The organism is Streptomyces sp. NPDC053542 (assembly GCF_044544685.1).
In the GTDB taxonomy this organism is placed as follows: Bacteria; Actinomycetota; Actinomycetes; order Streptomycetales; family Streptomycetaceae; genus Streptomyces.
Genome location: NZ_JBITXL010000001.1, coordinates 53522 through 66208 on the forward strand (window position 1 = coordinate 53522; position 12687 = coordinate 66208).

The following is a 12687-nucleotide window of genomic DNA, read 5'->3' on the forward strand; positions in this document are numbered from 1 at the left end:
GAAGGAGTCGCACACCATGACCGACCGATCATCCGGCGTCATCAGAACCCTGCGCGCGGGCATCGTCCTGCTCTCGGCGGGCGCCCTGGTCACCGGCCTGACCGGCGTGCTCGCCCCGCCCGCACAGGCCGCGGCCTGTTCCGGACAGGTGCGGTACGCCGCCAGTACCAACACCGTGTACCTCATGTCCGGCACGTGGTCGCCGTCGAGCATCAGCACGCAGTGCCCGAGCGCTCCCCTGCACAAGGTCGACGAGTCCGGCACCTGGCAGCTGGACGCCAACCTGGTCGTCCAGAACGGTTCCACCCTGGAGCTGCACGGCTCCGCCGCGGGCGGCGAGGTGAACACCCTGCGGCTCAACAGCCCGGCGGGCGGCGGGCCCACCGAGGTCGCCTCCATCACCGCGCAGTACGGCACGATCGACATCGACCGCGTCGACATCACCTCGTGGGACGGGAACGGCCCCGACACCGACACCTCCGCCGGCTCCGGAGAGCGCGGACGGGCCTTCATACGGGCGCTGTCCTACCTCGACGCCGACGGCACGCCGCGCGAGTCGACGATGAACATCTACCACAGCGACATCGGCTACCTCGGCTACTACGCGGCCGAGAGCTACGGCGTGGCGTACAAGGCCCGCGGCTGCGACATCACCCACCAGGACGTCTGCGACAAGCTGGACGTGTTCGGCGACCAGATCGGCAGCCGCTTCCACCACAACTACATGGGCACCTACACGTTCGGCGCCTACGGGATGACCTTCGACGGCAACGAGTACGACCACAACGTGGCGTACGGGCTGGACCCGCACGACGACTCGGACCACCTGACGATCACCAACAACCACGCGCACGACAACGGCAACCACGGGATCATCTGCTCCCAGCGGTGCGACCACCTGGAGATCGTCGGCAACGAGAGCGACCACAACGGCATTCCGCCCTATCTGCCGCCGGGCGACGACGACGCGTCGGACAACCAGGTGCACGGCATCATGCTGCACCGCGGCGTCACCGACTCCGTCGTGCGCGACAACAACGTCCACGACCAGCCGAACGGCGCGGGCATCGCGGTCTTCGACAGCAGCGACGACGTCATCGAGAACAACACCGTCACGCGGGCCAAGTTCGGGCTGCGCTTCAGCGTCGGCTCGCAGGACATCACCTCGGCGAACAACACCGTCACGGACAGCGGGCAGTACGCCGTCTACACGTACCAGGGCTCGGACAAGCCCGCGTACACCAACGACACCGGCCGGCCGGCCCGGCTGACGTTCACCGGCAACACCTTCGACGGCAGCGGGAGCAACGTCCTGAAGATCGGACAGGCCGACGACTTGACGTTCAGCGGGAACACCTTCACGGGCACGTTCGGCTCCGGGGCGCTGACCCAGCAGACCACCGGGACGTACTTCGACCGGAACACCGCGCCGTCCGGACTGACGTACTCCGTCAAGGGTGACTCCGGCACACCCGGGTCGATCGCCTTCCGCGACCAGAACCCGGTCAACGTACAGCTGGACTCGGCCAGTTCAGCGGCGTTCACGGTAACTGGCCTGAAACCGGGCGCTTCGTACAAACTCACCGCGGACGGCCGTACCGTGGCCACCGGAAAGGCGGACTCGAACGGCACCGTGACCCTGCGCGCCAAGCAGGCGAGCAGCTCGGCGGTGTCCTACCGCGTCGCCGCCGCCTGACAGCAGGCCGCCCCGCCGCCACGTGCGGCGGGGCGGCCGATGCCCCCGAGCCAGGACAGGAGCACCCGGCCCATGGACCGTCGGAAGTTCGTCGCCGCGGGAGCGGCCGCGCTGGCCGCCCTCCTCGCCTCCTGTTCCGGCTCGGACGAGAAACCCCCGCCGCGGGAGACGGACGATCCCTCCGCCGAACCGTCCCTCGACTGGGACACCGCGGCGGTCGCCCGGTTCTTCGGGCCCCGGCTCAGGCCGCGCGAGGACGGCTCCTTCGGCCTGGACCGCGCCGCGCTGCGGCACCACCCGGTGTACGGGCCGGTGCTGCGGGTGCGGTATCCGGCCCGCTCGGCCAGCCCCACCGTCGCCCGCCGCTACGGCCGCCCGGAAGGCGGCGCGCAGCTGTACCTGCCGCTCCGCTCCGGGCCGACCGACTCCCTCCACCTGCGCTACTACCTGCGTTTTCCCAAGGGCTTCGACTTCGTCAAGGGCGGCAAGCTGCCCGGCCTGTACGGCGGCTCGGTCACCGGCGGCCGGCGCATCCCGGACGGCGAGAACGGCCTGTCCACGCGGTACATGTGGCGGCGCAAGGGCCGCGGCGAGGTGTACGCGTACCTGCCGACCTCCGTGGAGCACGGGACCTCGCTCGGCCGCGGCAAGTGGAAGTGGCCGACCGGCCGCTGGACCTGCGTGGAACAGGCCGTACGGCTCAACACACCGGACGAGGACAACGGTTCGGTCGAGGTGTTCCTCGACGGCCGCCGGGTGCTCCGCGAGGACGAGCTGAAGTTCCGGACCTCGGAGAAGCTGCAGATCGAGGGCGTGTTCTTCTCGACCTTCTTCGGCGGCTCGGACCCGAGCTGGGCGACGCCGGACGCGGATTACGCGGACTTCGCGGCGTTCGCCGTCTCGCACAAGCGGATCGGTCCGATACGGCGCGACTGACCCGGCCGCGCGGGGCCCGGGCACGGGGCGCCGGGCACGGGTCCGGGCACGGGCTCTCAGGAGGACTCGCGGACCACCAGCTCCGTCGTCAGCGCGATCTGCTGCCGGGGGGCCGTGGGGTCGGCGATCTCGCGCAGCAGGACGCGGGCGATGGTGGTGCCCAGCTCTTCGACGGGCTGCCGGACGGTGGTCAGGGGCGGATGGGTGTGCCGGGCGAGGAAGGAGTCGTCGAAGCCGACCACGGCCACGTCCTCGGGGACGCGCAGCCCGCGGGCGCGCAGCTCGCTCAGGGCGCCCACCGCCATCACGTCGGAGGCCACGAAGAGGGCGTCCAGGCCGGGAACGCGGTCCAGGAGCGTGCGCACGGCGGCCCGGCCGCCCTCCTCGGTGAAGTCCGCGCGGGCCACGAGCCGTTCCTCGGGCCGCGCACCGGCCGCGCGCAGCGCGTCCTGCCAGCCCTGGAGCCGGCCGCGGCCGACGTCCATGTCCATCGGCCCGGTGACCGTGCCGATCCTGGTGCGACCGCGCTCCAGCAGGTGCCGGACGGCCGCGCAGGCGCCGCCCACGTTGTCGGCGTGGGCGTGGCTGAGCGACTCCCCGGGGCCGCGGCGGCCCGCGAGCACGGTGGGCAGGCCCATGTCCTCCAGCAGCGCGGGCAGCGGGTCGTGCTCGTGCACGGAGGCCAGCAGGACGCCGTCCACCCGCCGCTCCGCGACGGACGCGGTGAGCCGGTCGCGTTCGCCCTGGTCACGGACGAGGATCAGCTGGAGCTGGGTCCGGGTGTCGGCGAGGCCGGTGCTCACGCCGCGGATCACGGCGGCGAAGTACGGTTCGGCGCCGAGCCGGGACTCCGATTCGGGGATGACCAGGGCGATGGAGTTGGTCCGGCTGGTGACCAGGCCGCGGGCGACGGAGTTCGGTACGTACTTCAGCTCGGCTATGGCGGCCAGGACGGCGGCCCTGGCCTCGTCGCTGACGAGCGTCGAACCATTGATGACACGGGAGACCGTCGTGCGGCCGACGCCGGCGCGTGCCGCCACGGTTTTTATCGTCGGCCGCTGTCCGCCCGGCATCGCGCCACCCCCGCCGTGTCCCGTCCCCGCCCCGTTCACCAGCGCATTGTGCCAGACCTCCGGCGCGCTCCGTACCGCCTTCGGGCAGTGTGCTGAGCGGAGCGCCAACTCCCGTCTGTGTTCAAGTCATTGACACAAGCGATGGGTGCCGTCACTCTTCCGGAACATCGGTGGGCACGTTCCCAGTCGCTGCTGTCGGCGAATGGGAACGTGCCCATGTCGGCCTGGCTCTGGGAAGGGAACGGCGATGCGCGTTCGGAAAACGATGACGAGAAGATCCCTGGCGGTGGTGGCGGCCGCCGCCGCGCTCGGCCTGGTCGCCGGCTGTGGCGGGAGCGGCGCCGCGGACACCGGCGGCGGGATCAAGGACGGCAAGGTCACCATCACCATGGGCCTGTACGGCGTGATGGGCTTCAAGGAGACCGGCCTGCTGGAGCGTTACGAGAAGGAGCACCCGGACGTCACCATCAAGGCGGAGGTCGCCGGGGACGAGCAGACGTACTACACCGCGCTGCAGACCCATCTCGCCGCCGGCAGCGGCCTGAAGGACATCCAGGGCATCGAAGTCGGGCGCGCCAAGGAGCTCGTGGACACCCGCGCGGCCACCTTCGCGGACCTGTCAAAGACCCCCGGAACCGGACATTTCCTTCCCTGGAAGCAGAACCAGGTGACCACCGCGGACAAGAAGGTCATCGGCCTGGGCACCGACATCGGCCCAATGGCCGTCTGCTACCGCAAGGACCTCTTCGCGCAGGCCGGGCTGCCCACCGACCGCGAGAAGGTCGCGGAGCTCTGGGCGGGCGACTGGTCGAAGTACGTCGACGCGGGGCGGAAGTTCAAGGCCGGCTCCAAGAAGGACGGCGTGGCCTTCATGGACAGCGCCAGCGGTCTGTTCAACGCCATGATCTACGGCAGCTCCCAGCAGTTCTACGACACCAAGGGCAAGCTGATCTACCAGGACAACCCCGTTGTCACCGGCGCCTGGAAGCTGGCCTCCGAAGCCGCCTCCGCGGACCTGACCGCCAAGCTCCGCCAGTTCCAGCCCGGCTGGGACCCCGGGCTGGCCAACGGCACGTTCGCCACGACGGTGTGCCCGGCGTGGATGCTCGCCCACATCAGCGAGAAGGCGGGCCCCGGGAACAAGGGCAAGTGGGACGTGGCCAAGGCGCCGAAGGGCGCCAACTGGGGCGGCTCCTTCCTCGGCGTGATGGAGCGGAGCCCGGTCAAGGAGGAGGCGAAGAAGCTGGTCGCGTGGCTCACCGCGCCCGAGCAGCAGGCGTACGTCTTCGAGAAGCTCGGCAACTTCCCGTCCTCGCAGCAGGCGTTGAAGGCGCCCGAGGTGGCGGACGCGGAGTCGGCGTACTTCAGTGACGCGCCGATCGGCGAGATCTTCGGCGCCGCCGCCCGGGAGATCCCCGACAAGCAGGTGCTCGGCCGCAAGGACGGCGCGATCAAGGACATCTTCCAGCAGGGCCTGACGCTCATCGAGGCACAGGGCAAGAGCCCCGATGCCGCCTGGCGGACCACCGACGACCGCATCAAGAAGGCCACCGGCTGACCGCCCCGGAACCGACCGATACAGGAGGACCCCGGTGGCCCTGCAGACCTACCGGCGGCGTACGTTCTGGCACCGGCTGGACGTGCGCGGCGCCCCGTACGCCTTCGTCGCCCCGTTCTTCGTCGTCTTCGCCGCCTTCAGTTTCTATCCGCTGCTCTACACCGCGTGGATCTCGCTGCACCGCGTGGAGCTGGCCTCCATGGACCTCATGGAGTGGGTGGGACTCGACAACTACACAGCGCTGTGGGGCGACGAACGCTTCTGGAACGCGCTCGCCAACACCTTCACGCTCGGCGTGCTCTCCACCGTCCCGCAGCTGCTGATGGCGCTGGGCCTGGCGCACCTGCTCCATTACCGGCTGCGCGGCTCGGCCTTCTTCCGGGTCGCGGCGCTGACGCCGTACGCGACGTCCGTGGGCGCTGCCGCGCTGGTCTTCACGATGCTCTTCGAGCGCGACTTCGGCATGATCAACTGGCTGCTGGGGCTGGTCGGCATGGACCCGGTCAACTGGGAGAACGACAAGTGGGCCGCCCAGCTCGCCGTCTCCGCGATCGTCATCTGGCGCTGGACCGGCTACAACGCGCTGCTCTACCTGGCGGCGATGCAGGCCGTGCCGGACGAGCGGTACGAGGCCGCCGCGCTCGACGGCGCCTCGCGCTGGCAGCAGTTCCGCATGGTCACCATCCCCGGCATCCGGTCCACGGTCGTCTTCACGATCGTGCTGTCCACGATCGGCGCGACCCAGCTCTTCGGCGAACCGCTCATCTTCGGCCAAGGTCCGAACGGCATCACGGGCGGCGCCGACAACCAGTACCAGACCCTGGGCCTGCTGCTCTACGAGGAGGGCTGGAAGAACTACCAGATGGGGCGCGCGGCGACCATCGCCTGGGCGATGTTCCTGCTGCTGATCCTCGTCTTCGTCGTACAGCGCGTCGTCAAGCGGCTCGCTTCCCGCGCCGCCGGCCCCCGGCACGTCTCCAGGAGAAGCCAGTGATGTCCTTCCGGCCCGGCGCCGGGCGCCAGCACCACGCGGGACCGGTCGCCTATGTCCTGCTGGCCGTCGCGACGCTCGCTTCGCTGTTCCCGCTGTACTGGACGCTGGTGGCGGCCTCCAGTGACAACACCCGGGTGTCGCAGACGCCGCCGCCGTTCCTGCCGGGCCCGCATCTCTTCGAGAACCTGGGCAAGGCGTGGCAGGACGCGGCGCTGGGCAAGGCCATGACGAACAGCCTGATCGTGGCCGGCGTCATCGCCCTGTCGACCGTACTGTTCGCCACCCTCGCCGGCTTCGCCTTCGCCAAGCTCCGCTTCCGCGGGCGGAACGTCCTGCTCATGCTGGTCATCGGCACGATGATGGTGCCGCCGCAGCTGGGTGTCGTGCCGCTGTTCATGATGATGAGCGAGCTGGGCTGGGGCCAGCGGCTGCCGTCGGTCATCTTCCCCACCCTGGTCAGCGCGGTGGGCGTGTTCTTCATGCGGCAGTACCTGGCCGAGGCGCTGCCCGACGAGCTGGTCGAGGCGGGCCGGGTGGACGGCGCGCATTCGCTCCGCATCTTCTGGAGCATCGTGCTGCCGGTCGCCCGGCCGGCCATGGCCGTCCTCTTCATGATCACCTTCGTGCACGCCTGGAACGACTTCTTCTGGCCGTTCATCGCGCTGGACATGACCAACCCGACGGTCCCCGTGGCGCTGACCCAGCTGAGCGCGGGTTACGTCCGCGACCAGTCGCTCATCATGGCGGGCGCACTGCTCGGCACGCTGCCCCTGCTGGCGATGTTCGTCGTCTTCGGCCGCCAGATCGTGGGCGGGATCATGCAGGGCGCGGTGAAGGGATGACCGCCCGGCCCGTCTTCCACCCTTCGGAAAGGAACGCCTTGACCACCGCATCGCACGACCTCGCCGCCCGTTCGTTCCCGCCGGGCTTCCTCTGGGGCACGGCCACCGCCGCCTATCAGGTCGAGGGCGCGGCCGCCGAGGACGGCCGCACGCCCTCCATCTGGGACACCTTCGCGCGCACGCCGGGCAAGGTACGCAACGGCGACACCGGCGACATCGCCACCGACCACTACCACCGCTGGCGCGAGGACGTCGCGCTGATGGCCGAGCTGGGCGTGGGCGCGTACCGCTTCTCGCTGTCCTGGCCGCGCATCCAGCCGACCGGGCGCGGTCCGGCCGTGCAGAAGGGCCTGGACTTCTACCGCCGGCTGGCCGACGAGCTGCTGGCGAAGGGCATCCGGCCGGTGGTCACGCTGTACCACTGGGACCTGCCGCAGGAGCTGGAGGACGCGGGCGGCTGGCCGGAGCGGGCGACCGCCGGCCGGTTCGCGGAGTACGCCGCGCTGGCCGCCGACGCGCTGGGCGACCGGGTGGGCACCTGGATCACGCTCAACGAGCCCTGGTGCAGCGCCTTCCTGGGCCATGCCTCCGGGGTGCACGCGCCGGGGCGCACCGAACCGGTCGCCGCGCTGCGTGCCGCTCACCATCTCAACCTCGCGCACGGCACCGCGGTCCAGGCGCTGCGCGCGGCGCTCCCGGCCGCGGCCGAGGTCGCGATCACGCTCAACATCCATCAGGTACGGGCGCGTACCGGGAGCCCCGAGGACGCGGACGCGGCGCGCCGCATCGACGCCCTGGCCAACCGGGTGTTCACCGGCCCGCTGCTGCACGGCGGCTACCCGGACGACCTGCTGGCGGACACGGCGCGGCTGACCGACTGGTCCTTCGTGCGGGACGGTGACGCCGCGGCGATCCGGCAGCCGCTGGACTTCCTGGGCGTCAACTACTACACGCCGACGCTGGTGTCCGCGGCGGGCGACGAGGAGCCCGGCCACTCCTTCGACGGGCACGGCGAGAGCGGGCACAGCCCGTGGCCGGGCGCCGACGAGGTGGTCTTCCACCGGCCGCCGGGCCGTACGACGGCGATGGGCTGGGCGGTCGATCCGAGCGGCCTGTACGACCTGCTGCTGCGGCTGAAGGAGGAGGTACCGGAGCTGCCGCTGATGATCACCGAGAACGGCGTGGCGTGCGACGACTACGCCGACCCCAGCGGCGCGGTGCACGACCCGGACCGGATCGCGTATCTGCACGGCCATCTGACGGCCGTGCACCGCGCGATCGAGGCCGGCGTGGACGTGCGCGGCTACTTCCTGTGGTCGCTGCTGGACAACTTCGAGTGGGGCTACGGCTACAGCAAGCGCTTCGGCGCGGTGTACGTGGACTACCCGACCGGGCGCCGCATCCCGAAGGCGAGCGCCCGGTGGTACGCGAAGGTGTCCCGCGCGAATGCGCTCCCTCTGAACCCCTGATCTCAGGTCAGGAGGGCCAGCAGGTGGGCGCAGGCCGCGGCCTCGTCCTCATGGCGGGCGATGACCTCGTAACGCCCGCGTTCGTACGCACCGGTCTCCCACGCCCCGTCCGGCGTCCTGCGCAGATACAGGAAGTCGGGGGGCGTGGGGGCCGGCTCGTGCACGCCCTCGATGCGGTAGTGGCCGTCGGCCACCCCGGCCGCGCGCAGCGCGGACCGCAGCCGCTGCCGGTCCATGGCGTCGTCCGCCGTCCGGTCTACGCGTCCGCCGGCACGAGGTACCGGTGGTCCAGCAGCCACTTCACGTTGAGCCGCTGCCCCTCCCCCGGGTTCAGGAACACCGGGTCCAGCTTGATCTGCTGGCCGCCGCCGGGCTGTTCGAACCAGGGGGCGATGCTGCCCTGCCACACCCAGAACGGCTTGATCACCTTGTACGTGTGGTAGTCGCACGGCGAGGCGGCCTCGCGGGTGTTGAGGTTCTGCGGGGGCAGCGCGCGCTCGGCGTAGGGGTCGCCGGCCGGCGCCAGGTACCCGCCGAACACGGAGCCGAAGCGGTCCAGCCGCTGGCCGCTGCGCAGCTTCGCGGGCTCCTTGTCGATCTCGCCGTTGACCTCGGCGAACCCGTCGTTGGGCGGGTACTTCCAGCTGCCCGAGTCCGCCGGTCCCTCCCAGTACTTCTTCAGGAAGGCGGCAGGCGAGAGCGCGCCCGTCCGGTGGTACCCCTTGAGCAGCGGGCCCACCGGCGCCAGGTTCTTGTTCGGCAGCCACTTCGGGCCGAGCCGCGCGTCGCCGTTGAACTTGCCGGTGCAGGGCTCGGGCCGGGCGGCGGCCTCGGCCGCCGGGCGCTTCTCCTGCTGCTGCGGCGCGGCGCTCGCGGCGGGGGCGGCCGCCAGCCCGGCGGCCAGGCCGAGCGCGGCGAGCAGGGTACGGAGTCGGTTCACTCGGGGCTCTCCTTGTGCGGCGTGCAGACCTGCTGCGTGGGGACGGTCCACCGGCTGAAATACCATCAGCTCGGGGCGTTCCGCACGGTAACCGGTCGTTCACACAGGGCGGTAGCGCGCTGGGCCGATTTCCGGCCACCTGCGGCGGGCACACGGGTCCGACGGGCGCCGCACAACACTGCGGCAGGGGCCGCCGCGCGGGCGACCCCTGCCGCAGGTGTTCTGTCGGAGGACCGGTCCTGTCAGAGGCCCAGCAGCCCCAGGCCGAGAAGGCCGCCCTTGCCGCCACCGCCGAGGAGGCCGTTGTTGCCCGGCTGCTTCGGCGTCTCGCCCGGCGCTTCGCCCGGCATGGCGTTCTGTTCCTGCCCCGGGACGGCGCCCGGCCCGGCCTCCGTGTCGCCGGCCATGCCGGTCGGGCCGTTGACGGGGTCTTCGTCGCCCGGGTCGGCGACCTGCACTGCTCCGGCGGCGGACGCCGGGGCGTAGGCGGCGGCCACGGGGGCGCCGAGAAGGACGATCATGGAGGCGGCGGCTGCCGCACCTGCCGCGAGTCGGGTACGCACGGTGCTCTCTCCCTCGCATCATGGATGTGACGAGTCCGTCCTTCCGTGCGGTGGCGCAGGGCTAACGGAACTTCACCCGACTACCGGCACAGAGATCACTGGATCGCACGGTGCCCCAGGCGGGCGCCGGTCGTTGCACCGTGAGGCGGTGGCCGCTGCGGCGTGAGGTGGTTCACGCGAAAGAGGGGGCGTTGCGCGTGCGGGGCTGGGTACGGGCCCCCGAGATCGCCGAGCGGGATACCGGTATGAAAGGGTGGAAACTCGGCTAAAGCAACGCGAGAAAGGAGCCGTCATGTCGTCCAAGCGCCGCCGCAAGAAGAAGGCACGTCGCAAGAACGGTGCCAACCACGGCAGCCGTCCGCAGTCCTGAAGGACGAAGGACGCCGCAGGTAAGGAGGCCGGCCGCCACGGCGCCCGGCCTCCTTTGCTGTCTCAGGGGGATACGGTCCCGGCCGTCAGTCAGTCCAGTACGTACTCGAAGGTGTACGGAATGGACGGTGCGCCCTGCGCGGCGGTGAAGGCGCCGGTGCCGCGCAGCCCGGCCAGCTCGCCGGTGCCCGTGCCCGGCACCACCTCGAAGGCGCAGCGCACGGTGCCGTCGGGCTCGAAGGCGCCGCGTTCCTCGACGACGAAGGTGCCCGCGCGTCCGTCGACGCTGCCGGTCAGCAGCTCCATGCCGGTGAACGTGCCGGTCTTCTCCGTGGCGTAGACGATGGTGTACTCGCACGTCGTGCGGGCGGCCTCGATGCCCCCGGTGAAGGAGTTGGTGACGGAGGCGTGCGCGAGCTTCGGATGCGCGCCGTCCGGGCCGACGGTGCGCTCCTGCCAGTCGGCGTAGGTGAAGTGGCCGGTGGTCTGTGCGGGCATGGCCGCCCTTTCGATCGGTCGCACGGCCTGTTCCGCGCGGTGTGTGACCAGCCTGTCCGCGGTACCTGACATCTTCTGTCAGGTACCGCGGGAGAATGGCGCCCATGCGTGCCGACCGGCTTCTCTCCCTGCTTCTCCTGCTCCAGAACCGCGGGCGGATGACGGCGTCCGAACTCGCCGCCGAGCTGGAGGTGTCGGTCCGCACCGTGTACCGGGACATCGAGGCGCTCGGCGCGTCGGGCGTCCCGGTGTGCGCCGACCGCGGCCCCGTCGGCGGCTACCGCCTGATGGACGGGTACCGCACACGGCTGACCGGACTCACCGACGCGGAGGCCGACGCGCTCTTCCTCGCCGGGGCGCCGGGCGCGGCGGGTGAGTTGGGCCTCGGCGCGGTGCTGGCCACCGCGCAGCTGAAGCTGCAGGCGGCGCTGCCGGCCGGGTTGGCGGACCGGTCGCGGCGCATCCAGGACCGGTTCCATCTGGACGCGCCCGCGTGGTTCCGCGAGGCCGATCCGGTCCCCCATCTCGGCCGTGTCGCCCAGGCGGTGTGGGAACAGCGCGTACTGCGCGTCCAGTACCGCAAGTGGGGCGGTGGCGGGCAGCGGGCGCTCGGCCTCAGTCCGCTCGGCCTCGTCCTCAAGGGCGGCATCTGGTACCTGGTGGCGCTGGCGGGCGAGGCGGTCCGCACCTACCGGATCTCGCGGCTGCTGGCCGTCGACGTCACGGAGCAGGTCTTCGACCGGCCGGCGGAATTCGACCTGGCCGCTCATTGGGCGGAGTCCTCCCGCCGCCTGGAGACCGCGCTCCACCAGGGCGTCGCGCAGCTGCGGCTCTCGCCCCGTGGCCGGGAGCTGCTGCCCATGCAGTTCGGGGCGGCGGGCGCGCGGGCCCTCGCGGCGGCCGGGCCGCCCGACGACGAGGGCTGGGTCCGGGTCGTGATGGCGGTCGAGACGCCGGCCGTCGCGGTCGGCGACCTGCTCAGGCTGGGCACGGAGGCGGAGGTGCTGGGCCCGCCCGAGCTGCGCGCGGCCGTGGCCCGGACGGTGACGGAGCTGACGCACCGTTACACGGCGGCGCCGTGAGCGCCCGCGTCCGGACCCCGGCCGGGCGCCCGCGGCAGGTTCAGCCCGCCGGGCTCGTGGCGTCCTCGATGAGGCGGTGCGCCGCGGCGTCGATGCGGGCCGTGTCGCCGGTGACCAGGCGGTCCTGGCACAGCCCCCGCAGGCCCGAGACCAGCAGCGTGGCCCGCACCCTGGCGTCCTCCTCCGCGTAGCCGAGCCGTACGTAGGCAGCGGCGATCGGGCCGACCATGACCTCGACCGCATCGGCGGCCAGCGCGCCGTACGGCTCCGGCTGGGTGGTGGCCAGGCTGAGCAGCTGCAGCAGCATGCGGACGAGGCCGCGCTGCCTGCCGACCGTGATCGCCTCCCACAGAGTATGGGCGGCGCGGTCCAGCCCTGCCGCGTCGTCGACGCCGCCGAACATCGCCTCGGCGTCGGGGCGGCTGGCGGCCAGCGCCTGGGCCAGCAGGTTCTCCCGGCTGCCGAAGTAGTAGAGCAGCATCCGTTTGCTGCTGCCCACCGCTTCCGCGAGTGGGCTCAGCGAGAGGCCCGCCAGCCCGTGGTGCTCCAGATGCTGCACCACCTTTTCCAGCAGTTCGGTCCGTTTCCGTGAATCGGTCGCACGAGGCACCCCTTGACCGTACCGATCGGTACACCTACAGTCCAACGCGAACCGTTGATGTACCGA

14 protein-coding genes are annotated in these 12687 nt (G+C 71.3%); 8 read left to right on the top strand and 6 right to left on the bottom strand.

Annotation, left to right across the window (positions count from 1 at the left end):
- Positions 1–16: 16 nt before the first annotated feature.
- Together ACIGXO_RS00225 and ACIGXO_RS00230 are read left to right on the top strand one after the other, a co-directional pair.
- Positions 17–1696 carry a right-handed parallel beta-helix repeat-containing protein gene (locus ACIGXO_RS00225; protein ID WP_399778441.1) on the top strand — a complete coding sequence of 560 codons (1680 nt, stop codon included), beginning with the start codon at positions 17–19 and terminating at the stop codon, positions 1694–1696.
- Positions 1697–1768: 72 nt separating this feature from the next.
- Positions 1769–2632, top strand: coding sequence for a polysaccharide lyase (locus ACIGXO_RS00230; RefSeq protein WP_399778443.1), 864 nt, complete (start codon positions 1769–1771; stop codon positions 2630–2632).
- Between the two features lie 56 nt (positions 2633–2688).
- Here the strand turns inward: ACIGXO_RS00230 and ACIGXO_RS00235 are convergent, their stop codons facing one another.
- Positions 2689–3705 (bottom strand): LacI family DNA-binding transcriptional regulator, encoded by a 1017-nt coding sequence (locus ACIGXO_RS00235; RefSeq protein WP_399778445.1) that lies wholly within the window; start codon positions 3703–3705, stop codon positions 2689–2691.
- 265 nt (positions 3706–3970) lie between these two features.
- Here ACIGXO_RS00235 and ACIGXO_RS00240 point away from each other — a divergent pair, with 265 nt between their 5' ends.
- Genes ACIGXO_RS00240 through ACIGXO_RS00255 form a run of 4 tightly spaced genes read left to right on the top strand, consistent with a single transcriptional unit; the run spans position 3971 to position 8568 of the window.
- A complete protein-coding gene (locus ACIGXO_RS00240; protein WP_399778447.1) occupies positions 3971–5263 on the top strand; it encodes an ABC transporter substrate-binding protein in 1293 nt (430 codons plus the stop codon).
- A complete protein-coding gene (locus ACIGXO_RS00245; protein WP_399778448.1) occupies positions 5214–6257 on the top strand; it encodes a carbohydrate ABC transporter permease in 1044 nt (347 codons plus the stop codon). Before ACIGXO_RS00240 ends, ACIGXO_RS00245 begins: the two co-directional genes overlap by 50 nt.
- Complete coding sequence (locus ACIGXO_RS00250) at positions 6254–7099, top strand: carbohydrate ABC transporter permease (protein ID WP_399778450.1); 846 nt, start codon at positions 6254–6256, stop codon at positions 7097–7099. The genes ACIGXO_RS00245 and ACIGXO_RS00250 overlap by 4 nt, the downstream gene beginning before the upstream one ends.
- Complete coding sequence (locus ACIGXO_RS00255) at positions 7096–8568, top strand: GH1 family beta-glucosidase (RefSeq protein WP_399778452.1); 1473 nt, start codon at positions 7096–7098, stop codon at positions 8566–8568. Before ACIGXO_RS00250 ends, ACIGXO_RS00255 begins: the two co-directional genes overlap by 4 nt.
- Positions 8569–8570: 2 nt before the next feature.
- On the opposite strand, the gene ACIGXO_RS00260 is transcribed toward ACIGXO_RS00255, so the two are convergent.
- The 3 genes from ACIGXO_RS00260 to ACIGXO_RS00270 all read right to left on the bottom strand — a co-directional run bounded on the left by ACIGXO_RS00260 (position 8571) and on the right by ACIGXO_RS00270 (position 10071).
- Positions 8571–8804, bottom strand: a complete 234-nt coding sequence (locus ACIGXO_RS00260; RefSeq protein ID WP_399778454.1) for a hypothetical protein — start codon at positions 8802–8804, stop codon at positions 8571–8573.
- Positions 8805–8824: 20 nt separating this feature from the next.
- Entirely contained in the window at positions 8825–9508 is a 684-nt protein-coding gene (locus ACIGXO_RS00265) for a TNT domain-containing protein (RefSeq protein ID WP_399778455.1), read from the bottom strand.
- Positions 9509–9750: 242 nt separating this feature from the next.
- Positions 9751–10071, bottom strand: coding sequence for a hypothetical protein (locus tag ACIGXO_RS00270; protein WP_399778457.1), 321 nt, complete (start codon positions 10069–10071; stop codon positions 9751–9753).
- 292 nt (positions 10072–10363) lie between these two features.
- On the opposite strand from ACIGXO_RS00270, the gene ACIGXO_RS00275 reads away from it, so the two are divergent.
- A complete protein-coding gene (locus ACIGXO_RS00275) occupies positions 10364–10441 on the top strand; it encodes a 50S ribosomal protein bL37 (protein ID WP_370443954.1) in 78 nt (25 codons plus the stop codon).
- Positions 10442–10530: 89 nt separating this feature from the next.
- On the opposite strand, the gene ACIGXO_RS00280 is transcribed toward ACIGXO_RS00275, so the two are convergent.
- Positions 10531–10938 (bottom strand): DUF3224 domain-containing protein, encoded by a 408-nt coding sequence (locus tag ACIGXO_RS00280; protein ID WP_399778459.1) that lies wholly within the window; start codon positions 10936–10938, stop codon positions 10531–10533.
- 104 nt (positions 10939–11042) lie between these two features.
- On the opposite strand from ACIGXO_RS00280, the gene ACIGXO_RS00285 reads away from it, so the two are divergent.
- Positions 11043–12020, top strand: a complete 978-nt coding sequence (locus tag ACIGXO_RS00285; RefSeq protein ID WP_399778461.1) for a helix-turn-helix transcriptional regulator — start codon at positions 11043–11045, stop codon at positions 12018–12020.
- Positions 12021–12060: 40 nt separating this feature from the next.
- On the opposite strand, the gene ACIGXO_RS00290 is transcribed toward ACIGXO_RS00285, so the two are convergent.
- Positions 12061–12630 (bottom strand): TetR family transcriptional regulator, encoded by a 570-nt coding sequence (locus ACIGXO_RS00290; RefSeq protein WP_399778463.1) that lies wholly within the window; start codon positions 12628–12630, stop codon positions 12061–12063.
- Positions 12631–12687: the final 57 nt, after the last annotated feature.

Excerpts from the sequence above, each read along its gene's own strand:
- ACIGXO_RS00225 (WP_399778441.1), top strand. The coding sequence starts at position 17 with ATGACCGACCGATCATCCGGCGTCATCAGAACCCTGCGCGCGGGCATC.
- ACIGXO_RS00230 (WP_399778443.1), top strand. The coding sequence starts at position 1,769 with ATGGACCGTCGGAAGTTCGTCGCCGCGGGAGCGGCCGCGCTGGCCGCC.
- ACIGXO_RS00235 (WP_399778445.1), bottom strand. The coding sequence starts at position 3,705 with ATGCCGGGCGGACAGCGGCCGACGATAAAAACCGTGGCGGCACGCGCC.
- ACIGXO_RS00240 (WP_399778447.1), top strand. The coding sequence starts at position 3,971 with ATGACGAGAAGATCCCTGGCGGTGGTGGCGGCCGCCGCCGCGCTCGGC.
- ACIGXO_RS00245 (WP_399778448.1), top strand. The coding sequence starts at position 5,214 with ATGCCGCCTGGCGGACCACCGACGACCGCATCAAGAAGGCCACCGGCT.
- ACIGXO_RS00255 (WP_399778452.1), top strand. The coding sequence starts at position 7,096 with ATGACCGCCCGGCCCGTCTTCCACCCTTCGGAAAGGAACGCCTTGACC.
- ACIGXO_RS00260 (WP_399778454.1), bottom strand. The coding sequence starts at position 8,804 with ATGGACCGGCAGCGGCTGCGGTCCGCGCTGCGCGCGGCCGGGGTGGCC.
- ACIGXO_RS00275 (WP_370443954.1), top strand. The coding sequence starts at position 10,364 with ATGTCGTCCAAGCGCCGCCGCAAGAAGAAGGCACGTCGCAAGAACGGT.
- ACIGXO_RS00280 (WP_399778459.1), bottom strand. The coding sequence starts at position 10,938 with ATGCCCGCACAGACCACCGGCCACTTCACCTACGCCGACTGGCAGGAG.
- ACIGXO_RS00285 (WP_399778461.1), top strand. The coding sequence starts at position 11,043 with ATGCGTGCCGACCGGCTTCTCTCCCTGCTTCTCCTGCTCCAGAACCGC.